Genomic DNA, 21,882 nt, shown 5'->3' with positions numbered 1-21,882 from the left:
TTTATTTAAATGACTCAGATATAGCTTGATTAAGCACGGTTAAAGAAAGTGGGGTATTTCCCAGTGAATCAACTTGGCAAGCTGCGGCTAAGCTTCCTAGATAGAACGCCTCCCAAGGAGAAGATTCGACACACAGCGCCAAAGAACTGGCGGCTAAAAAGCAGTCTCCTGCGCCAGCCGGATCTGTCGCATTGCGATTGAGTGCTGGCAACCTGTCATTTTCCCAGTCATTAGTTTGTCGGTTGGGAATATGAATGAAGATGCCTTCTTCACCGAGGGTAATCACCAAGTTTTTCGGATTGGAGCGATTTGACAGTTTATGGGCCAAGATAACTAACCCGTCATCTGGGTTATTAAGTGCAACTCGGGTTTCTCGCTCTGTCGGGGTGATAAGATCCATATCATGATATCTCGAAATATCACCAACTTGAGATGATGTTTGGCTATCTGCAACGACCTTTACATGATGCTCTTTACATAGGGTGATGATTGCCTCAACCAAGGGCTGGGGCAAAACGCCATAGTTGAAATCAGAGAAAACCAGTAAATCAATATCAGGTATCGCTTTTTCTAACTTTTTGAGCAGGCTCGTTTGCAACTCTTTTGCGATTTTGTGCTGCCTTACCTGATTGACTCGCAACAGCGTTTTATTTGAAGCTCTATACCTTGTTTTTAGTGGCGTGGGGCGAGTCGTGTCGGTGAAAAGTTCTGCGTGGACATTATATTGCCCGATTTTGTCTTTTGCATATTGCCCTGCAGCATCGTTACCTACGACTGAAAACAACGAGACTGAGCGCGCGCCAAGAGATTTAATATGGCCTGCGGTAATGGCGGCGCCCCCTAAAAACTTTTCAGTTTTGTTAGGGGTCATTACGATCGTGGGGTCCTCTTGGGACATACCCACGGCAGTTCCTTGAACATATTCATCGACGATGATTTCACCAATGACTAACACCTTTAGTTCATTGAGCCTGTCCATGACATGATTCAACTTTTCTTGCGTAATATCATGTCGTTGTGCAAAGGCGCTGGCTTCAGAAAAATCAAAGTTGCTACCAAGTTTATTGGCCTTGCGGATATACTGTTCGGCGATGGTTTCGTATTCACCTGAACCAAAAATCAACTTTCCACCGTATTGATTAAGCGCGGCAAGTTCAGGGTTGTCTCGACTTTCAAACTCCTTCCCTTTAACCACGGCATACGGCTTATATTCCTCGATTGTGTCTTGAGGTGATTTGGAGGTGAGAAATGCCTCATCAACACATTCGAGTGAATTGATCATTTCAAGTCGGTGAGTCTCATTTATTCTGCTTTTTACTGCCATGGCAGCATCGGTATTGACCGCGACTATCAGTTTGTCACCACAGGCGCGGGCAAAACTTAAAAGTCGGATATGGCCTGGATGCAAGACATCGAAATTACCCTGAACAATAACGCATCTGGGTGTAATGTTTAACTCTGCCATACTACTTGTTCCTCAATGCATGTGTGGATCGACTTGAAGCTAAAGTCTGTAAATAGCTCAGAGTTAACCATACTGGTGTTTAGCGGACGCTTTCCAGAAGGGTCTAATTCAGAAAACAAGATAGGTTCTATTTTACTTGCGCCTTTATTCAGTGCTTTGGCCATTAAGCGCGTTAACTCCAATCGACTATATGAGTCTGGATTGCAAAAGTTATAAATGCCCTGAGTTTTGTGTTGAATGAGGTAGTCAATAGCATTGATGATATCTTCAATCGCGGTAGGGTTAAAGATCAGATCTGACGCTGCTCTTACAGCTTCCCCTGAATGTAGCTGTTTGGCAATATCGTTGAGCAGCGTACCATCATCTGGGCTATTGCCGATAATTTTTGCCAAGCGCAGCACACATGCGGCACCATCGGTAATAGACATTAATTGAGACTCGGTTCTGCGCTTTTGGATACCATATTCAGACACTGCCGCTTCGTTATTATCGTCGTAATAATTGCCATGGATGCCCGGAAAGACATTATCTGTTGAAATGAACAAAATTGGGATTTGGCGGTGGTGTAGCGACATCATAAGGCGGCTAGTTGCATGTACATTGACGCCAGCGGTTTGCTCAGGCTCTGCGTTAATTTGGGCAATGTTCGTTAGCGAGGCGCAGATGATAGCAGTGTAATTTTGACTATCATCGAGTTGTAAATCATCTAGCGATGAGCTTTCAAGATCAAAGTGTTGTAACCCAGCAGCCGGGTGTTTGCCATAAGTACCAACTGTGTTAGGGTTTTGCGCATAAAAATGTTGATATAAGTGGCCTCCGAGTAGACCACTCGCCCCAAATATAATCGGCGTTAATTGCTGAGCTTTTTCCATATTGCCTCTGCTAACTGAATATCTGTCAATGCTTGCTGCGCACTTATTGTGCTGTCAGTATTTCTATTTCTAACGTCCTGAATAAACGCGCTGGCTTGATTTTTAAAAGACCAAGACCACTCTACTTGGTAGTGAGTATTCTCTGTGACATCTCCATGCCTGCGTAGCTCTATGTGCGCTGGTACATTTCGAAGCAGTGCAGGCGGCAAGGTAATGATGAGCTGACCTTGTTCGAATATAAAGGTACACTTCTCCTGCCAATCTTTTTGATTTACTTCCCCGGTTTCGAGAACAATTAGCTGTGAATCGGTGCGCATCACACATGTGTGCGCCAAAGGGGATAAGTAATTAAAGTACTCAACGCTTGGCGTCGTATTCAAAAAGTGTCGGATCAGATTGAGCAAGTGTGAATGCACGTTGACATAGCGAGCAAATATTGGCTTATGTTCTTCTTTTAACCAGTGGGGAGCAAACAAGGCTTCTTCTTGCATTTGTGGCCTTTGCTCTTGACCGTGAATATAACCAGCTGCTTTACAATAACTGTCTCCCATATAGCACTGCGCACTAACTTGAAGCAGGCTTCCTAAAGAGTTGTCAGTCATGACTTGATCAAATAACTGTTTGGCCTTGATGACCCCTTGATCATGTCGTTTCATGTAGCCAACGCAATATACCAAGCCTTTTTGCGCAGCCAATTCAACCAATTCCGCTGCAATTTGGCTATTGCCTGCCATGGGCTTTTCACTAAACACATGCTTGCCAGCGAGTAAGCAGTCCCTGACGACATCGGCTGTATGAACACGTGCAGTGACAATGATGACAGCGTCTACATCAGTATTGTTTAAAAGGTCCGTGTGTGTTTCAAAACGCTGTGCGATCGCAAATTTATCAGCGACTTGTTCTCGTAACTTTGGTCTTAAATCAGCAATCGCATGAAGTTCGCACTCTTCAAGTTGCGCATAATTCTCTATATGCGCAACTTGACCAATAAAGCCTGCACCAACAAAACCGAGTTTTATTTTAGGCGATGAAATCTGCATAGTTCTCTTTAGTAATTAATTGCACAGTGGGTGTCAAAGTCAGGAATTGTCCACCATTTTCAAGGTAATCTACATGCTTTTTAACAATTGCCTTAGCATGGATCCAAGCTAAAATGACCACTAAGTTTGGTTGTGTTTCGTTTAGTGCAGATGTTGCTTTAACCAAAATATGATCGCCCGGTGTATATTTGCCAACTTTTTGCGGGTGATCATCGTAAATTTCACTAATTTGATTACCTAATTCAAACTGTGTAACCAGCATTGGGCCACTGCGTGCAGCGCCGTACCCTGCAATTATGCCGTTATTTGACAAGGCTGAGTCTGCTATTGCTTTGACTTCTTGTTTCATGCTATTCAATCGTGCAACAAACGAGTTCATTGCTTCCATGGAGTGGAGGTTTGCTGCTTCTTCACTTTCTAGCATTGCAGCAACAGATGGCTGTATTGTTCTCGCTGCGCCTTTGTGCTGAGCAAACCCGATAATTGAACCGCCTTGGATAGATACATGCTCAACATGTATTACTTCTAGCCCTTCTGCGGCCAAAAACTTGACCAAAGGCTGTAATGAGTGATTGCATAGATGCTCATGGAAGATAGTGCCAACAAGCATTTTATCTATGATGTCTTTTAGATAGGACACTTCAAAAACAAAGAGCCCGTCTTTGTCCAGTACCTTAGTAATGCCTTTGAGCAGATCAATCATTTCGTCAGCGTGTGCAAACACATTGAATGCCGTCACTAAGTCTGCCGTACCATACTGCTCACTAATGAACTTACCTTTCTCTTCAGTCATCAAGTCGGCAATTGTTTCAATGCCTTCGCTGGTGGCTTTTGCTGCGATAGCACTTGCAGGGTCAATGCCCAGGACTTTGAAGCCTTTTTGCTTAAAGCACTTTAAAAATGTCCCGTCATTGCTGCCTACATCAATGGCAAATTGTTTATCGAATGGGCCATATAGGTCTAGCACCATTTCAGAAACTTCTTTGAAGTGGTTCACTATCCCTTGTGTCTGTCCTGAATGGTAGGTGTAGTCAGCCCATAAATAAGTCGGATCAACAACATCTAGGATTTGCACATGGCCACAATCGTTGCATATGTAGAGATCAACAGGTAAAGCAGGTGCCTGTGGGCTGTTGAGATCAGAAACATACTTTTCAGCTAAGGGTGTGGCAGCAAAAGGGATAGCCACTGGCACGTCGGTGCTTAAGCATAATCTGCAGTTATCTCGTTTTGTCGTTAATTGATGTTGTTCTGCTTTCATATCATTCACTTAGGATGTAAGAGTTGTAAAATATTGATCTACTTTTAAAATGGCTGTCACGATAGCACTAACATGTGATTCGTCATAGTTTTCGTTGACATAGAGGTTAAAGGAGCGGTCACGCGCACTCGTCGCATTTGGCGTCTCGGTAGGCGTCTTGAAATATTCGTGTGACCACTCCCAGTCAGAGATCAAAAATTTGTAATGTGGATTCATGGGCACCCCTTCAGCGATAAGTGCCTGACAATATTCATGCTTGCGCTGACCTATTTTCTCAACATCTACCAAAACTTGAATATAGAACACCGACGGCGTACCTTGCCACGGAGCTATGCGACATACTTGTGACTCCGCATTTAAGCGCGCTTGGATAGCCTCCATAAAGGCATTTCTTTTTGCGATGGTGTGTGGCAAACGTTTTAAAGAGGAGAGCGCGACAGCACAGCTGAAGTCATTGGTATTCCAGTTCAGTGCGGGAAATAGGTGTTGCGATGGATCTCGTTCTATATAGTCTTGTGACCAAAGCGGTTTACCGCGGTCAGAGTGCGCGAGCACATTGTGATACAACGCCTCATCTTTACAAAAGATTAATCCGCCACTGCCGGGGGCTGCAATGTTTTTACGATACATGGTGGATGTCGCCATAATATCCCCATAGCTTCCGACCAGTTCCCCATGGAGACTTGCGCCGGGTGCTTGAGCGCAGTCCTCTAATACCTTAATACCGCGCTTTTTCGCTTCTCTGGCAATTACATCAACATCTGTTGGCAGACCAGCACAATGCACCAACATTATACAGCTGGTTTTGTCAGTAATTTTTTTCTCAATCTGGTGCCAGCTGGTATTGAAACTATTAGGTTCAGAGTCAGCCACGACAGGGACCATTTGTTGCATGATAATCGCACTCAGCGGGCCAGCATCTGTGACAGGAGAAATGATGACTTCACTGCCTTTTGGCAGTTCAAGTGCGGCCAGTGCCACATAGACCGAAGCCGTGCCAGTAGCGACAGCAACGGTATAACCACCTCCCATATAATCCGAAAATGAAGAACACAGCTGCTGCTCAAAAGGGCCTCGATAGCAGGGGTCTTCCCCTTTATCGCGATAAAAATCTAAGACATCTAAAACAGCCTTTTCTTCAGACTCACCAAATGCTTTACGAGCAGGGAAGCTATCTAAAATGGCTGGCTGCCCGCCGTATAGCGCTAAAGAGGGTTTTGTGGTGCTCATAATTTAATTGCTTTTCCTTCCTGTAGGGATCTATCTGCCAGTTCGAGGATTTTAATCACTTCGACGCCGCTGATAAAGTCCTCTAGATCAATGTCTTGATTATTTACCTTATCGGCAAAGTGCAACAAAGATTTAGTTAATGGAAGGCGGGCATCAATGGCGACTGCTTGTTCGTTCACTTTGAGTGGTATGTCAGCGCGATCAACAAACAGATAGCGATCTTGTTGTTGACGAATATCCAGCGTTCTCGTTTTGTCTTCCATGCCATTGCCAGCGTGGATTTCAACATCAGAGCCATCAGCAAATTTCAGCGCTAATAGCACGACTTCACGACGTTCGTTATCTTGCAAAGATTCAGGGATTGGTAAATAGGTCGCTTGGAGTGAAACCAGGGAAGACTTCACAATTTTTAATGCTGCTGCAATAAAATGTGGGGAGTACTCCCACAACGGACTCATCACGGCATGGTGTGGGTAAGCCGCGCCGATCGCCCCTTTAACATATATCGGGTTATTACCAAGACGAGCTTGAATTTCATTGACTGCAGGATTGTACAAGTCGATGTGGTTGACCTGTATAATGCTCTTATGTTGCTGTGCGAGCGATAGCAATTCTTGCGCGCCTGCGCTATCCATCGCCAGTGGCTTTTCAATAAATAGCGGTATGCCCAAAGGCAATACGTCCCTTGCGAGTGCTAGGTTTATATCTGGTGGCAGTGCTGCCACGATACAATCATATTCATTTTTGTGCTCTAACAAGGAGGACCAATTTGGTAAAACGGTCAGCTCATCTTCATATTGTGCTTTGACAGCGGGGTTACTGGTCACAATGTGAGACAAGCGTGCATTGGGCATTTCTTCACGGATCGTTCTAACAACGTTCTTACCCCAGCGGCCAACGCCTATGACCGCGATATTTAGCGTACTATTTTTTGAATTCATTTAGGCTCTCAATAAATTTTTTTACAGTTTGTAGGTCCGAGTCTTTAGGGGCGAATGGGGCTACTTGACTTGTGTAATCGGGGAGCCAAGGCCCTGTCAGTACTTCGTGGTACAAAACAAACTGACTTCGTGGCACAACAGTATGATAAACAGGCTCGGTGACTTTATGAAAAAATGCACTGTTTGATTTTGCAAGGCTCAATGCGCTGAGGTGTGTACGGCCAATGACAAGTCCATTGTCATCAAACGTATAAACATCCATTTCACCTTCTATCATATGGTACGACTCAACCACTCCTGTTGGGTGACGATGGGGTGCAAAGTAGTTATCGCCGTGCAAGCAGATGATCATTTCTTGAATCGAGGCGGTATGATCTTTGTGTAAACAGAATCTATAGCGACCATTCTCAGAGGAGACCGCTAACTGCTTCAAGTCTTCCAAGTGACGATGTGTGAGTTGAATAATCGGATCATCAATCTGTTGTGCGTTTGCCATCTACTTATACTCGCTTTTCGATAAGATATTGGTCCACAACCAAGTAGCGAATATCCCCGTTTGCCAAAAAGTTAATGGCATTGTCAACAGATTCAACGATAGGTTCCCCAGGCCCATTAAATGAGGTATTCATTAATACAGGGACCTGAGTTTTAGCATAATAAGCTTCTAATATTTTGCGGATTAGGCCGCACTCTTTGCCCACACTTTGGATCCTAGCAGTCTTATCGACATGAGTGACCGCAGGAATTTTATCGTTTTTGCATAGAGCAGTGGCGAGCATAAAAGGAGACGGCTCTATACAATTTGAAAACCAATCCGTAGCGTGCTCTGCCAACACAACGGGAGCAAACGGTCGCCATTGCTCTCTGCGCTTAACCAAGTTAATGCCACGCCAATTTCTCTCAATGGTCGCATTGGCTAGTAAAGTACGATTGCCTAATGCGCGAGGTCCAACTTCACTGCGGCCTTGGTATAAAGCAACGTATTGATCATCAGCCATTAGATCGGCGATGATATCAGCTAGATTGTCTGGCTTCGAGACCTTGAATTTTGATTTATCAAGCGTGTTGAGCACATCATTGTGGTTAGGTTGAGGGAGTCCCAAATATGCATGGCTGGAAGAGTCAACGTTGTGTTCAATACGTTCAAAGCCCAAGATATGGTGATATATTGCCAGCGCACCACCGATAGAGAGACCGCCATCATGCACGTATGGTGGGATATGCACAGATTGGTAAGAACCTTCAATGGCCATTTTTGTATTGGCAGGGCAGTTAAGAGCGACCCCACCTGTTAGGCACAAATGTGCAGTTGGTTTGTGGCTGTTACATATATCGTATAGCTGCTCCGAGGCAGTGAACATAATTTCTTCAAGTAGTTTTTGTGTACTTGCTGCAATATCGACCGCGAGTTTATCTAAGATGTGTTCAGGGTCGCCAAGCTTGCTCATGTCATAGTTAAGTGCCACTGCACGCTCATAGACATGTTGCATCCACGCATTGAGCAACGGGTGTCGGTTATCGTCTTGCCAATTTTCAAAGCCCACATCGGCACTATTTACTGGGTGCCCGTAGTTAAAGTTGCTGACGAATTTAGCATCGTAGAATACGGCTTCACCATAAGGTGCTAGGCCCATCATTTTTCCGGGGCCAGCTTCTGCGCCGAGCCCTAAGAAAGTAGCAACGCGTTCATAAAGGTGTCCAACAGACAAGTAGTGCGGTGTCAGCGAGTAGATTTTGGTGCCTTCGCCGTAGTAATACATTCCGCCAACGTAACTTTTTTGAGGCAGACTGCCATCATGGGAGAAGATAGCTGCATTGTCTGCATTACTTGTATAAAACGTGGAGGCTGCATGTGCAAAGTGGTGTGAGAATAAGTACCCTGGTATTTGCTTGCCAAACAAGGTCATTTCGATTGGCCAGTACATTTCGAGCATATCATCACTGAAGCTATTCGCGTTTACATTATCTTGCAGTGCACTCAATGGCAAATCGGGCTGCCAATGTGGTGCGTGAGCAAAGTGCTCTAATGGCGGTAAATGTGTTTGTGTATCGGTAATTAGCTCAGGTATAACTCGTTTAACGTAAGGGTGCTGTGTTGCATTGGTAACATGCTTAATCAAAACACCTTTATCTTTTGCTTGTTCGATCTCTCGTGCGCTTTGCTCCATATCGAAATGTGGACAATGTTGCGCAGAAACGGCTGTATTTTTAATCTCGAAAGAGAAAAGGTCTGGGTGTGCGAACAGGTATTCGGTATTTTGGGTATTGGATACCGCACAGTATTCAATCTGCTCAACGTCTATCGAGAATTTGCTTAATATCAGTTCAATATCTTGTGGCAAAATGCCAATGGCATGCTTGACTCTACGAATGCGTTCTAGTTCAACGCAACACAAAATTTTTCCATCTTTTACCAGTGAAATGCTGGCGTCGTGTCCAAAATGTAGTCCTAAAATAATCATGTTTTGGCCTCGTCTTCAATTTGGCACCTGGCAGCTTCAAATTCATTAAATGCTGCACAAATATTTTCAAAAGTGTCATCGCCCCATTTTATGTATTGTTTTCCGGGGGTCGCTATAAGGGGCTGTTGGTAAACGTCATAGCCACAGCGGCGGTAAGTCTGAGGCGAGATAGTTGGTATGTTTTCATCAATCGGCAGTATTTGAATTGCATAGCAAGACTGCAGGTAATAAAAAAGCCCTGCTGGTCCGCATGATACTGAAAGATTTAAATATGCACGTTCATATAACGCGGCACGGATATGTAGATTACTGGCCGCAATATCGAGGTGTAGATAATCAGGCAGCGGTGAAGGAGTCAGCAGATTATATGTATCACGGATGATCACAGGGCAGTATAGCGCTTGGTCGAGCTGACGCAAAAACTTGTCCCAGTGAGCCATATTGTTGTTTCGATCTGTTTGACTGTCATACTCACGTAAAGTGACAACAATCAATTTTCGGCCTTGAGAATACGATTCGATAAAGTTTTCAACTAGTTGATGCGCTTGGGTTGGTGCCTTCATTACATTGCAGCTGTACCCTTGTTCAATATGCTGATTGATATCAGTGAACATGATGACGTTGTCATTTTCTGCTGGAAATATTTGCTTGTCTGAAAGGCGGGTATAAAACGCTTCAGCTTCCTCTCTAAATGTAAGCTGTGACACGCTAGATGTGGTGGGGAGACACTTAAATAATGGACTAACGATCTGATCTAAACGCCATTGGATCGCTTCTTGAGAGTATATAGATTCGATGTGTACTTGACGCTCTTGCTTAGAGAATTTTGGAATGATCACAAAATGAATGGTTTCCATTTGGCGCTTTTGTCTTTCCATTTCAGCAAAAACAGTGAATTTATCTGCATCAAAGGCCGCATTGTTTTTCGCGAGATCGTAAAATGCGTACAGCACTTTACTTTCATCGACCTGTGGGATCATATGCTGTTTCACAGGCTCTATCGTCATACTAGACGGGCGATAGAAATGAATTTTCTCCAATGGAAATTGAATGCTAAGCAGACTTTCAGTGATTTCATCAACGAATACCGAGCATATCACCAAAGTGTCAAAACACGCGAAATCCTGATTTTCTAGCTCTTTTAAACTGATTATCGAGCAGTCTGGGTGCGTCTGTTGTCCATCTGTTGTCACAATGACGGTGGAGTCATACTCTTTTATCAGTAACTCCGTGATGTGGTTCATGCCGTAGAGGATTGTTTTCATAACTACTGACCAACTAAATAACTAGGGCTTGTTGCATATTGACTATGTGCAAACCCGTCTTCTAATACTGAAAATAAATCTTGAAGAGTAAATAGCAATATGCGGCTATTTGCGTAGCTAAAACTCTTCAATTGTTGACGTTGTAAAAGTTCATCACCAATCTGGTGAAAATTGCGGGAAATATTACTCTGCTTGATTGCCATATATGGATGGGATACGCCATCCAAATCAATCAATTGATATTGAATAGGGGCTGCGCTTTGGTCTAAATACACGTTAGGTGCAAAAAATTCTTCAAAAAAGTGAATGTATGTACAGGATTCTAGCCCGACATCAAGCAGCCCGATGTAACATTGATGATGATCAAGTTCGGTGAATATTTTGCCATAGGGGCTTTGCATTGAGCAGGGAGAGGGCGCAAGGTGATGTGTACAAAGTAGCTTTTCAACACTTTTTCCTCTACCAGCCACAGAGTGAGTTGGATGCAAGCTGCGCTCAGTTGCATATTGAGTTCTAAACAGTTCAGTTAAGTAACCCGTATGCGAGGACGTTGAGTTTGCGTTGAATATCGGTTGACTGGGTGTGACCGTTTTCCATGTCATTGTTGGAAAAAGTACGTTTCCATCAGTAAAGTAATCACACATGCCCTGTAATATCGACTCTGCTTTCACTCCTGTCCTTGCGAGCCCTTTAAAAGAACTATGAAGCATAAATGTGGCTGCCTGCGGCACCCCTTCTTTGTTTAGAAAAGCTGTGAATTGCTCTGTAAAGTCAGCCACATTTGCTCCTTTTTACTTCGTTACTAGATATTTACCTATGATCACGGCATCTAAGCCTGTTGAAGCGAACGTCGCGAGTGCATCAAAAGGCGTTTCGACAATTGGTTGGCCTTTAATATTGAAGCTGGTGTTCAATACCACTGGTACGCCAGTTAATTGGCCGAAGTGTTTAACGAGTGGGTAAAACCCGGGTCCACTTTTTTCCGAAACAGTTTGAACACGCGCGCTGCCATTAACGTGAGTCACTGCGGGTATGCGTTCATGCCACTCTTTACGTACTGGGTATACGATGGTCATAAACGGTGATTCTTCTTCCATGTCAAAGCAAGTTGAAGCAAACTCAGCACACACTGCCGGTGCAAACGGTCTGAATTCATCTCTGAATTTCACTCGCGCGTTGATCATGTCTTTCATATTTGGGTTACGGGGATCAGCAAGTATGGATCTGTGCCCTAAAGCGCGAGGCCCATATTCAGAGCGCCCTTGGAACCAACCTATGATTTGTCCTTCGGCAATCAGCTCTGCACCGGTTTTATAAGGGTCTTCCAACTCTATAAACTTATTTCCAGTCAATTCAAGTGCGTGGCGTATTTTCTCATCTGAGTAATCTGGACCATAAAATACATGATCAACAGGCGTAGGTAGTGCACCTTTTTCATAACTTAATTGCAAAGCTGCACCGAGAGCAATACCGCGATCAGAGGCTGCTGGTTGAACAAATAATTCGTCGATGAAGTCCAAATTACGAATGAGATGGTTGGCGGAGCAGTTTAATGCAACACCGCCTGATAGACACAGTTTGCGCTTTCCAGTTTTTTCGTGCACATACTTAATAACAGAAATGACGCTTTGCTCTAGAGCCACTTGGGTGGCTTTAGCAATGTCTCTAAAGCGCTGATCAATAGGGTCACTGAGTTTTCTCGAAGGGCCCAGTAAATCGGTCATCTTCTCATTGAAGTATGGTTCGTAGACACAAACGTCTTTATTGAAATAGCTAGTATTTACTTTATAGCCATCTTCCGTAGCGCATAAAATATCATCGATATTGTATTTTTCTTCTCCATAGGGCGCTAACCCCATGACCATGTACTCCCCTTCTGCAGGTCGAAACCCTAGATAAGAGGTCATAACACCGTAATAATGCCCTAAAGAATTGTCATAATTCACAGTTTCGATGACATCAATACCCGTTTCTCTGGTCGCCGTTGCATATGCGGCACTCTGCCTATCTCCGTACGCATCATAAGATATACACATCGCATCATCGAAAGGCGCATGATAAAAGGAGCTGGCTAAGTGACATAGCTGATGGTTGATCATTTTTACTGGTGGGCAGTGGCCAAAATAGTAACGCATATAACGGTCTATTTTGGGAGGCATATCTTCGTACGTTTCGCCAGGATGTGCGATGTAATCAACGTCGTGAATGGTAATGCCTTCCTGTTCAAGACAGGCTTGAATTGCTCGAATAGGAAGTGTGCCGCGAGGGCCTTTTACTTTAAGCAAACGCTCTTCTTCAATACAAGCGCAAAGCACGCCATCTTTAATAAGTGCCGCACTTGGATCATGCTGGTTGATTCTGACTCCGCCATGAATACCTAAAATATACATAATGACTTCCTTCGCTTAATTCTTGCTTACATTTGAGTGGGTGTTTACGAGAGCCCGCAGGATTTTATGATTTGCTAAATCATCTATGGCGCTATTAATGTCTTCTAACGCGTACTCTTTGGAAATGAAGGGTTCTAAATTGAGGTTACCTAATTTAAATAGTTCGGCAAATTTGGGGATATCGGTGTCTGGCTTGCTACCGCCTCCCCAGCTTCCGCGAATTGATTTGCCCCTGTGGAATGCATGAGGCTCCAATGAGATTTTAAGCTCATTCCTAGGGTGTGACGCAAATATGCACTGGCCACCACCATCTTTCACCGATTCAAATGCTTGCTCTATGGTTTGTACAGTCCCGCCAGCTTCCAAACTATAGTCTACGCCTGTACCTTGGGTAATTTCGTAGATAGCTGTGACAGGGTTGGTATCGTTTGCATTGATGGTGTGTGTTGCGCCTAATTCTTTGGCCAACGCAAGCTTCTCATCACTCACATCAACGGCAATCAACTTAGTTGGCGAGCTGAGGTTAGCGGCAAGCAGGGCGCTCATGCCTATTCCTCCAAGGCCAAAAATGGCGATGGTTTTTTCTTTTTCTGGCTGTAATTCATTGAATACTAGCCCAAGGCCTGTAGGAAGTGCGCAGCCAAGTAGTACTGCAAGCTTGTCCGGAAAGCCTGCTGGCAGTATGACTAAACGATTTTCCGCGACAATGGTTTTTTCGCACAGCGTGGTTGCGCTACCAGAGTTGATAACATAGCCTTGGTGTGGGTATTTACCACCTGGGGCGTTTAAGCCTTCACCTTGGATCCAACCGATAACGACTTTGTCTCCTGGCTGGACTTTGGTTACGCCTTCACCAACATGTTCAACAATACCAACACCTTCATGTCCAAGTAGGTGGGGTAAATACTTATCTTCACCTCTACCGCCTTGTACTTCCATCAACTGTGAATGACAAAGGCCGCTGTAAAGAATATTGACTTGAACTTGGCCTTTAGTAAGCGCAGGCATTTCAATGCCGTCAATTATTTGGAGTGGTTCACCGGTTTTAAATAATACGGCTGCTTTCATGTGATTTCTCTTAATGTTTCACTTAAACCCATGACTTTTAAAGGTATTTCTTTAAAGTAGGCATTGCATTTATGTAACTGTGCACGCTGAACGTTGTCCAACATGCGTTTTTGCTCATTTATGCAAGATATATTCCATGAGAATATCCGTCTTGCTTGAACGTCGGGTAAAAACTCATTGAGCATGATTAAGCACCACTTTAAGAGGGTTAATTCAAACACCTTCAAAGTGTCTTGTGGGTTAAGCTTGAGTGGCTGAAAAATGGCTAAAGACAAAAACTTATTAGCATACGCAATGTCGACGGGCACAGCTGGTTGTGAAAAGAAGTCCGCGAATAATTTCCAAGCAGTGTCCATACCTGCGTATTCAAAATCAATGAAATAGAACTGGTTATCGCGACTAATGGCATTGTGAAAACCAAAATCTGATGGGGACACAACATTTTGATCTATTTTTTTCGTCCAGTGTGTGGGGATTTCTTGGGTAACGGTGTTATAGCGATCTCTGATGTTGTTTAATGTTAGCTGTAACTCGCAATATAGTTGCGCATTGTCTAGGCGAGTATGTGAAAACTTCGCCAAGCGGTTTTTTACAATATCGGCAAAACCTAATAGAGAATCAGCGCTTTCACTGGCGATGTTGAGTGCTTGTTTAGGTGCTGACGAGTTAATAGATTTAACAAACGAGATTGCAGCTGTGATTGCCGATGACGTTGCTTGCTCGACCTTCGAGCCTGCAATGTATTCAAACAAACTGACATTGTGCGTTGCATTGATAGCAATAGGCTTTGGTGTGGCTAAGGTGCCAGCATTATAGATGGCTTGGCTGAACATAAACTCATTAAGTTGTTTTTGACGCGTATTGAGATGTGTTGCTTCAAAGCATTTCAAAAACCAAGTTTGCCCGCCCGCTTCAATCTTGACTCCTAAGTTATTTGCACCGCCAGTAACTGGCGTGCATTGCAGGTTGTGTTGCTGCAAAGTTTGCTCTAACCAATCAATGACGGGGGGGGCTAGCATAGTAGTGAAGTGACCTCACGCCAGTTTGTTGCTTGGCTGTGCTCATTTTGACTTGTACCGGATTGAAAAAGTATCCCTTTACAATCTTGGGGGAAACGAGCGTGGGTGAGCACTTTTTCCAAATCATCCACGAAAGCATCACAATTTAACTGACTTATTTTATTTACCTTTTCATCTAGTGTCGCATTGAAAAACAATGTTGATTCATCAAATGGAGCGTCACTCGTGCCTACAAATCCATTGTGTTTTAGCCATGTTTTTGCGGCTTGATGAAAATCTACTTTATCACCGATAATGGGATAGCGCGTTTTATGGGATACAAGATAAAGAGTATGTCCTTGCTCTTGCAGTGTTTTCAAACTGCTCAAAGCGTGACTGTATGGTTTGGCTTGACCGATTTCTTTACCGTACACGATACCTTGTAATTCTGTCCATTTAGGCTCTTGGTCCTGCGAGATAAAATACGCTTTCACTTGCGCTTTACTTTGACCAACCTCTGCAGGTATCCATTCAAGTTCCCGCGCCACACGATAAAATACGCCAGTGTAGTCAGCTATCGTATTGTCAAAATCGATGCCGATAATCATAGGACGCCTCTTTTAGCCAGCGCTTGCGCAATGTCTTCAACGGTCAACCCAGCCTTAACACGTGCATCTTCTGGCGAGTGGACTTGATCTATAAACCTATCGGGAATACCAAAGCGATGTACTTTGGGCTGCTGCACCTGCTCAGATAAGTACTCTAATACAGCGCTACCAAACCCGCCATTTACATTGTGTTCCTCGAGTGTGATAAGGTGGTCAAATCGCTCAGCTGTTTGGTCTAAATACATCGTATCAAGTGGTTTTACAGTGTGAAAGCTCACTAATTCAGGGCTCAAGCCAAGGTCACTTAAATGTGCATGCAGTGCTTGCGCCAATGGCATAATTGTTCCTGTTGCCAAGATAGCCACTTTTTCACCCGCGACCATGGTATGTGCCTTACCAAATTTTAAAGTCGGTTTTGTGTCATGCACACTCGGCTCATTTTTCTTACCGATCCTAAAATAACAAGGTTGATTGAGTTCGATAAGTTGAGGCATTAAAATCTCGAGCTCTTGCGCATCTGCCGGACAAACAATATTCATGTTTGGTAGTGCGCGCATGAGGGCGATATCTTCAAAAGAGTGGTGTGTTGGGCCTAAATTCGCATACGAAAGCCCTGAACCTGTTCCCACAATAATTACTGGTTGATTTTGGTAGGCGATATCTATCTTGATTTGCTCAAAGTTTCGCGCAGTCGTGAACGGGGTGATAGTGTAAATGAATGGTTTATGTCCCATCATGGCACTGCCAGCGGCCATTGATGCCATATTGGCCTCTGCAATACCAGCATTAATAGCGCGGTCGGATGCGAATTCTTTCAATGGGTTAAATAGCCTATTTCCGATGTCAGCGTAAAAAAGCAGTAGGCTTTGATCTTCTTTTGCCAGTTCGGTTAATACTCTTGCAAATGCGTTTCTCATAGTAAACCGAGCTCCTTTTTCGCCATTTCTACTTCTTCAGCTTTTGGAATGCGATAATGCCAGTTGTTATCGTTTTCCATAAAAGAGACACCTTTACCTTTGATGGTATCAGCCACAATACAGACTGGCTGTGACTGCTGTTTTGCTTCTACAAGGGCAGATTGTAGGCTTGCTAAATCGTGACCATCTACACGTAATGTATGCCAGCCAAATGCTCGCCACTTTTCTTCAAGTGGCTCCAAGTGCATGATATCGCAGCTTTCGCCTGTGCCTTGCAATTTGTTGAAGTCCACAATAGCGACCAGATTATCGAGCTTCTTACCTGCGGCGAACATAGCGGCTTCCCACACTGTACCTTCATTGAGCTCACCGTCACCCATTAGCACGTAAAAGCGATTGTCGCGGTTTTGAAGCTTCGTGCTAAGCGCCATACCTGAAGCAAGAGAGAGTGCATGGCCGAGTGACCCTGACACTGTTTCTACACCATTTGGTGCATGGATGCCTGGGTGCTCTTCAAACTGACTGCCCGTTTGGCCATGCTCATACAAAGCGTCGATGTCGAAAAAGCCACGGTATGCCAATGCGGTATATAACGCACTTGCAGCGTGGCCTTTACCGAGCAGAAAGTAATCACGATCGTTAGCTTTAGGCGCTTTGGGGTCAATATTGAGCGTTTGCCAGTAGAGTGCAACAAGGATATCGACACATGACAAGCAGCTACCGAGGTGGGGGGTTTTTGTTTGGCTAGAGACATCACATAAAGTGTGTCTCATTTTTGCCGCTATATGTTCAAGATTCATAATAAACTTATGGAATAAACCAGTAAAAATCGCCAGTGTAGCCGTTATCTAAGAAGAACTGCTTCCAGTCATCAACATGCATAATTGTTTTGGCTGTTAGCGCCCATTCCATCATACGTTCTTTCTCTTCATCGTTACGATAGGCATCTACCGTAATAAAAGATTTTCCACGACTGACGCGCTCAATCTCTCTAAGTGCCTGTGCGCACTCTTGTTCATCTAAGTTATGAATTGTGTTAATTGACATCACCACATCAAAACTGTTGTCTTCATATGGTAATGATTTGGCATCGCCTTGCGTCAGTAGCTCTTTCACTTCTTCTTTCGCGTTTTCCAGCGCATACTCAGAAATATCAAGTCCTGCCAGCTGAATACCCGGAATTAGCTGTTGTAAGTCATACAACATAAAGCCTTTTGCGCAGCCTACATCAAGTAATTTTGAATCAGTTTTTAAGCCAAAATGAGAGATGAGATCAGGCACGACCGGTTGCCAAAAGCGAGGAAAGTAACTGAAACCGCCATAACCATAGGTGCGATCACCATCGAAAAAGTCTTTACCATACTGACGTGCAATCTCTCTATCAGCCTCGGTGATGACGTTGGCTCTACCTTTTGTGTCCCGTTTAGATTTGGGATAATTTTTTAATAGGTCTATTTCTTGTCCTAGCATGTGTATCTCACGGTTTATGAATATAGGAATCAGGAAGATGCTTTAAATCATCTAAATAAGTGCGCACCCAAGCTATGGTGCGCTCGAGGCCATTCTCTAATGAAACTTGATCTTGCCAGTCTAATTCTTGTCTAAGTTTTGCAGCATCAAGCAAATAAGCTGCGTCTTTGCCAAGGCGGTCTTCAGTCACTTCACATACTTGCTCAAACGGCACTTGTAACATGTCGCAAAGTAATTCAACCAAGGCACGAATGGAAATCGTGCGCTTCGTCGATATGTGATAAATCTCACCAAGAGACCCATTTAAGGCAATTTTTTGAGTCGCGCTAGACACATCATCAATATGTATAAATGAACGCGTTGAATGCCCACCGCCGTGTAACGGAAGAACTTTGCCCAGTAGTGCAAATAAAATCGTACGCGGGATAATGCGATACAATTGCTGACCTTCACCGTACACATTTGCGGCACGCGTATACACAACAGGAAATTGGTGCACGTCAAAAAATGTGTGTAAGCTCATATCAGCCGCGGCACGAGACACTGCATAAGGTGTACTTGGGTTATAGTTACGGTGCTCCGGCACTAACCCCTCGCAGCTACCATAGACTTCAGGCGTAGAGATGTGAATATACTTGTCTAGGTGATCGACGTGCCTAAGTTGGTTATGGAGCTGAACTGTAGATACGCAGTTGGTCATAAACCAATGCTCTGGGTAGTCCCAACTTTGACCGACCATACTCTGCGCAGCAAAATTGTAGACGTGCTTGACCTTGTGCTTTTTAACGAGCGCCATGATGCCGTTTAAGTCATGGTTGAGATCAAGCTGATGAAAATCTAAGTTATTTTTTTGTTCAAGCCAGCTATATGGTAATAGTGCGCTGTGCGGCTCCTCAGAGCGGCTAGCAGCGATGACTTTGTGCTCTTGCTTGAGCATGTGCGCACAAAAAGAAGCCCCAGAAAATGAGTTACTTCCTAATACCAAAATGGGTGAATCAGACATCTTTAAGTTCCTGATAAAGTGCTTTCATAAGTATATGACCGATAATCACTTGGGTATCTTCCGATATTTGCATGTCTTGGATATCGAAATGAAAGACTTGATCTAGCATTGGTTTAGCTTTTCCGCCTTTAAACCCGAGGATCCCAACGGTTGTCATGCCGATTGATTTTGCTTGGGAAATCGCGTTTATGATGTTTTCAGAGTTGCCACTGCCTGACAGCACCAGCAATACATCATGTTGATTCGCTTTGACTTTCAGCTGGTGGCTGAAAATATTTTCATAGCCAATATCATTACCCAAACAAGTCAGTACTGAGCTGTTGGCGGCCAAAGACTCAACCTTTAAGGCGTTACCTTGGGGGTGAATGCCAAAAGTAAAATCGTTAGCAAGGTGGATAGCATTGGCAGCCGAACCACCGTTACCGCATATAAATAAGGTGCCGTTTGACTTTTTCATCTCCAGCAAAGTGTCAACTAAATGTGCGACTTGTTTGCCATCGAGCTGCGTCAGCACTTGGCTTAAAGTCGCAGTATAGTTTTCCGTGATAGACTCTGCTGGGTGTTTTATTGGCAGTTCAGATACTGCACCTTGTTTATTACTCATAGTACTTCTCGTTGCATCCACTTAAGGTTGTAAAAGCGCTCTTGATCTTCGAGTTTGCCATTTTCAAAAGCATCGATCAGTTCGCCAATTGCAGTATTTACATCCTTTTTAGGTTTAAAGCCGGTAGCCAGTAGTTTGTCCGAGTTGATTCTGTAACATCTAGGATCATTCGATGGCGTGACTTCAATCTCACACTCTACTTTGCTCTGCACCATTTTAGCGATATCCATGATCGAGATATTTTCAAACCCAGCATTAAATATGCCAGAAGTCTTTTCTGGGTGCTCGAGCATGTAAATGTAGAGGTCTGTAATGTCGTCGATGTGTATGTTAGGGCGCACTTGAGCACCGCCAAATACGGTAATTTTTTTGTTTTTAAGTGCCTGCATTGTCAACATATTGACTGACACATCCAAACGCATTCTATCCGACAGGCCACACACCGTTGCCGGTCTAACGATTTGCACCGCCATATCGTCGGCGTAGCTAAGCAAGACGCGCTCAGCAACCATTTTAGTTTTGTTGTATTCAGAGATAGGTTCTAAAGATAAATCCTCAGTTACTTGCTCTTCTTCTTTTACACCGTATACGCTGCCTGAAGAAGCATAAATAAACTGCTTTATGCCAGACTTTTTGGCTTTGTCGGCGAGTTGCATCGTGGCTAAGGCACTGACTTCCCATGTTAATTTTGGATTGAGATCGCCACAGGGGTCATTAGCAATGGATGCTAGGTGAATAATGCTATCAATCCCACTTAAATCGATTGCGTGGGTGTCTCTCACATCGCCTTGAATCACTTCTAGATTCGGGTGACTCGGTAAAAAATTGCCAAACCATTGTGTATCAAGGGCAACTACGCGATACCCTTTGGCTAAAAGTTTTGGGACTAAAACAGTGCCTTTATAGCCTGTAGCACCAGTAACTAAAATTGTTTTATCAGTCATGTTTTCTCTGCTCGAAATTGCTGTCTACTTTTGGGTTGCGCGGGTTTAGTTAGCAAGCTCATAGTGGCCTCATGCGCATAAGTAGAGCGTGTATTGGTTCGGGAAATTGGCACTATGTCGGCTTTATGCTGGTGTTTTCCAGACAAAGAGTGAGCCGAGCATGTCTGTGATGCAACAAACTGAGTGTGCCAATTTTTTTGCCCTTTAAATTTATAACTATTTTCTAGTACGTTAATCTTGCATGTACTTGTTCGTCTAATTGACAGGTTATCAGCATCGACTTCTTTAAAATAAAGACATGCAAGTTGTGTTGTCGAGGTTTGATTGTGCTGAGTCGCTTTTAAAGCAATAGAACCTTTTGTGGGTACATTTGAGGTTTTAGAGTCGTTAGGGTAGGCTGCTTGGCCACCTTTTGCATTAATAGTACTGCGGGTGAATTTGCCGCTTTCACCTGAGCCATTAACAATGTACTCCATTGATGCCCCTAAACTACTTTTTGACTAACGTGTTTATTTATATCGGTTAGCTCAGGCTTTTCCTTTAGACGTTTTTTTAAATCTTGGTATGAAAAGTCTGTTGAATCGTTAAACTCGGCATAGATAGCTTGAATAGCTGCATAGTCATCTTGTTCATCTAATGTTAGACGCCAGTGCTCTATAGACTCACCTTCGGCAAACGTAAATGTTGAAATTGAACTGAATTTTGCCATACCCAATGTCACGTGTTCGCGATCGGGTGAAGTTGTAGCAAGCTGGTGGGTCTTTTCTAGTAGACTGAAAGAGAATGCAGTACAGTCCAACCCTCTTGGATAGCCACTGTGCGGACCAAGATTAACGATATCAAAATCCGAATGCATGTGTTTTTCGATAACTTGTTGTGTTAGCTCAGAATCGATCAGAGGGCAGTCACTCGTAAGCCGAACAATCGTGGTCTTTGAGGTCGCACCAAAGCGAACCGCTGCTTCATAATAACGTGCTAACACATCATCGGTACTACCTTGATAATATTTAATATTTTTTTCTTGGCAAAGCGCCACAATGGGGTGCTCAGAGCCATCATTTGTGGTCGCAATGATTATTTGCGATTTGAATTTTTTTAGCCTCTCAAGCATGACCTCTAACACGGTTGAATTACACAGAGGCATGAGCACTTTTCCGGGTAAGCGCGTAGAAGTCATTCTGGCCTGAATGATGATTTGAACGTTTTCCATCGAAGTCGTTGTTATCATTATAATTGCGTTCAATATAGCAAATCATTACACTCAAATACAGAATAAATAAATGATTGTGTGCGTTGAGTTTATTGGCATTGGGCGGTTTTTGTCCGGATGTGAATTATCGGCGC

The 21,882-nt window shown here is 43.8% G+C and carries 22 protein-coding genes; all 22 read right to left on the bottom strand.

All coding sequences use genetic code 11. From position 1 onward, the window contains the following. Position 1: 1 nt before the first annotated feature. Genes A7985_RS08510 through A7985_RS08405 form a run of 22 tightly spaced genes read right to left on the bottom strand, consistent with a single transcriptional unit; the run spans position 2 to position 21,766 of the window. On the bottom strand, positions 2-1,465 hold the full coding sequence (locus A7985_RS08510; RefSeq protein WP_065789955.1) for a PfkB family carbohydrate kinase: 1,464 nt from the start codon (positions 1,463-1,465) through the stop codon (positions 2-4). Then, the gene (locus A7985_RS08505) at positions 1,453-2,337 is read right to left on the bottom strand and encodes an SDR family oxidoreductase (RefSeq protein WP_065789954.1); all 885 of its coding nucleotides are present in this window, start codon (positions 2,335-2,337) and stop codon (positions 1,453-1,455) included. The genes A7985_RS08510 and A7985_RS08505 overlap by 13 nt, the downstream gene beginning before the upstream one ends. Continuing rightward, complete coding sequence (locus A7985_RS08500) at positions 2,316-3,377, bottom strand: Gfo/Idh/MocA family protein (protein ID WP_065789953.1); 1,062 nt, start codon at positions 3,375-3,377, stop codon at positions 2,316-2,318. The genes A7985_RS08505 and A7985_RS08500 overlap by 22 nt, the downstream gene beginning before the upstream one ends. Next, positions 3,358-4,638 carry a class I SAM-dependent methyltransferase gene (locus A7985_RS08495; RefSeq protein ID WP_065789952.1) on the bottom strand — a complete coding sequence of 427 codons (1,281 nt, stop codon included), beginning with the start codon at positions 4,636-4,638 and terminating at the stop codon, positions 3,358-3,360. Before A7985_RS08495 ends, A7985_RS08500 begins: the two co-directional genes overlap by 20 nt. Before the next feature lie 9 nt (positions 4,639-4,647). Next, complete coding sequence (locus A7985_RS08490) at positions 4,648-5,868, bottom strand: DegT/DnrJ/EryC1/StrS family aminotransferase (RefSeq protein ID WP_065789951.1); 1,221 nt, start codon at positions 5,866-5,868, stop codon at positions 4,648-4,650. Continuing rightward, positions 5,865-6,809, bottom strand: a complete 945-nt coding sequence (locus tag A7985_RS08485; RefSeq protein WP_065789950.1) for a Gfo/Idh/MocA family protein — start codon at positions 6,807-6,809, stop codon at positions 5,865-5,867. The genes A7985_RS08490 and A7985_RS08485 overlap by 4 nt, the downstream gene beginning before the upstream one ends. Beyond that, positions 6,793-7,305 (bottom strand): WbuC family cupin fold metalloprotein, encoded by a 513-nt coding sequence (locus A7985_RS08480; protein ID WP_065789949.1) that lies wholly within the window; start codon positions 7,303-7,305, stop codon positions 6,793-6,795. The genes A7985_RS08485 and A7985_RS08480 overlap by 17 nt, the downstream gene beginning before the upstream one ends. Before the next feature lie 4 nt (positions 7,306-7,309). After that, positions 7,310-9,271 (bottom strand): carbamoyltransferase C-terminal domain-containing protein, encoded by a 1,962-nt coding sequence (locus tag A7985_RS08475; RefSeq protein WP_065789948.1) that lies wholly within the window; start codon positions 9,269-9,271, stop codon positions 7,310-7,312. Then, entirely contained in the window at positions 9,268-10,536 is a 1,269-nt protein-coding gene (locus tag A7985_RS08470) for a hypothetical protein (protein ID WP_065789947.1), read from the bottom strand. The genes A7985_RS08475 and A7985_RS08470 overlap by 4 nt, the downstream gene beginning before the upstream one ends. A gap of 2 nt (positions 10,537-10,538) precedes the next feature. Next, entirely contained in the window at positions 10,539-11,315 is a 777-nt protein-coding gene (locus A7985_RS08465) for an AAC(3) family N-acetyltransferase (protein ID WP_065789946.1), read from the bottom strand. A gap of 12 nt (positions 11,316-11,327) precedes the next feature. Continuing rightward, entirely contained in the window at positions 11,328-12,926 is a 1,599-nt protein-coding gene (locus A7985_RS08460) for a carbamoyltransferase family protein (RefSeq protein ID WP_065789945.1), read from the bottom strand. A gap of 15 nt (positions 12,927-12,941) precedes the next feature. Next, the gene (locus tag A7985_RS08455; protein WP_065789944.1) at positions 12,942-13,994 is read right to left on the bottom strand and encodes a zinc-binding dehydrogenase; all 1,053 of its coding nucleotides are present in this window, start codon (positions 13,992-13,994) and stop codon (positions 12,942-12,944) included. Further along, positions 13,991-15,013 carry a phosphotransferase gene (locus A7985_RS08450; protein WP_081310467.1) on the bottom strand — a complete coding sequence of 341 codons (1,023 nt, stop codon included), beginning with the start codon at positions 15,011-15,013 and terminating at the stop codon, positions 13,991-13,993. Before A7985_RS08450 ends, A7985_RS08455 begins: the two co-directional genes overlap by 4 nt. Next, positions 15,007-15,600 carry a hypothetical protein gene (locus A7985_RS08445; protein WP_065789943.1) on the bottom strand — a complete coding sequence of 198 codons (594 nt, stop codon included), beginning with the start codon at positions 15,598-15,600 and terminating at the stop codon, positions 15,007-15,009. Before A7985_RS08445 ends, A7985_RS08450 begins: the two co-directional genes overlap by 7 nt. Further along, entirely contained in the window at positions 15,597-16,517 is a 921-nt protein-coding gene (locus tag A7985_RS08440; protein WP_065789942.1) for a transketolase family protein, read from the bottom strand. The genes A7985_RS08445 and A7985_RS08440 overlap by 4 nt, the downstream gene beginning before the upstream one ends. Further along, positions 16,514-17,290, bottom strand: a complete 777-nt coding sequence (locus tag A7985_RS08435; RefSeq protein ID WP_081310466.1) for a transketolase — start codon at positions 17,288-17,290, stop codon at positions 16,514-16,516. The genes A7985_RS08440 and A7985_RS08435 overlap by 4 nt, the downstream gene beginning before the upstream one ends. A gap of 34 nt (positions 17,291-17,324) precedes the next feature. Beyond that, entirely contained in the window at positions 17,325-17,987 is a 663-nt protein-coding gene (locus tag A7985_RS08430) for a class I SAM-dependent methyltransferase (protein WP_065789940.1), read from the bottom strand. A gap of 7 nt (positions 17,988-17,994) precedes the next feature. Continuing rightward, positions 17,995-18,990 (bottom strand): GDP-mannose 4,6-dehydratase, encoded by a 996-nt coding sequence (locus tag A7985_RS08425; protein WP_065789939.1) that lies wholly within the window; start codon positions 18,988-18,990, stop codon positions 17,995-17,997. Next, positions 18,983-19,594 carry an SIS domain-containing protein gene (locus A7985_RS08420; protein WP_065789938.1) on the bottom strand — a complete coding sequence of 204 codons (612 nt, stop codon included), beginning with the start codon at positions 19,592-19,594 and terminating at the stop codon, positions 18,983-18,985. The genes A7985_RS08425 and A7985_RS08420 overlap by 8 nt, the downstream gene beginning before the upstream one ends. Then, entirely contained in the window at positions 19,591-20,538 is a 948-nt protein-coding gene (locus A7985_RS08415; RefSeq protein WP_065789937.1) for an NAD-dependent epimerase/dehydratase family protein, read from the bottom strand. The genes A7985_RS08420 and A7985_RS08415 overlap by 4 nt, the downstream gene beginning before the upstream one ends. After that, positions 20,535-21,014: a hypothetical protein gene (locus A7985_RS08410; RefSeq protein WP_065789936.1), complete on the bottom strand. Its 480-nt coding sequence runs from the start codon at positions 21,012-21,014 to the stop codon at positions 20,535-20,537. Before A7985_RS08410 ends, A7985_RS08415 begins: the two co-directional genes overlap by 4 nt. Positions 21,015-21,022: 8 nt before the next feature. Continuing rightward, the gene (locus A7985_RS08405; RefSeq protein WP_256096656.1) at positions 21,023-21,766 is read right to left on the bottom strand and encodes a glycosyltransferase family protein; all 744 of its coding nucleotides are present in this window, start codon (positions 21,764-21,766) and stop codon (positions 21,023-21,025) included. Between the last annotated feature and the right edge of the window lie 116 nt (positions 21,767-21,882).

Source organism: Pseudoalteromonas luteoviolacea, from assembly GCF_001696455.1.
Classification (GTDB): domain Bacteria; phylum Pseudomonadota; class Gammaproteobacteria; order Enterobacterales; family Alteromonadaceae; genus Pseudoalteromonas; species Pseudoalteromonas luteoviolacea_C.
Note: the sequence above shows the minus strand (reverse complement) of the source record. Positions and strands in the feature narration are given on the sequence as shown.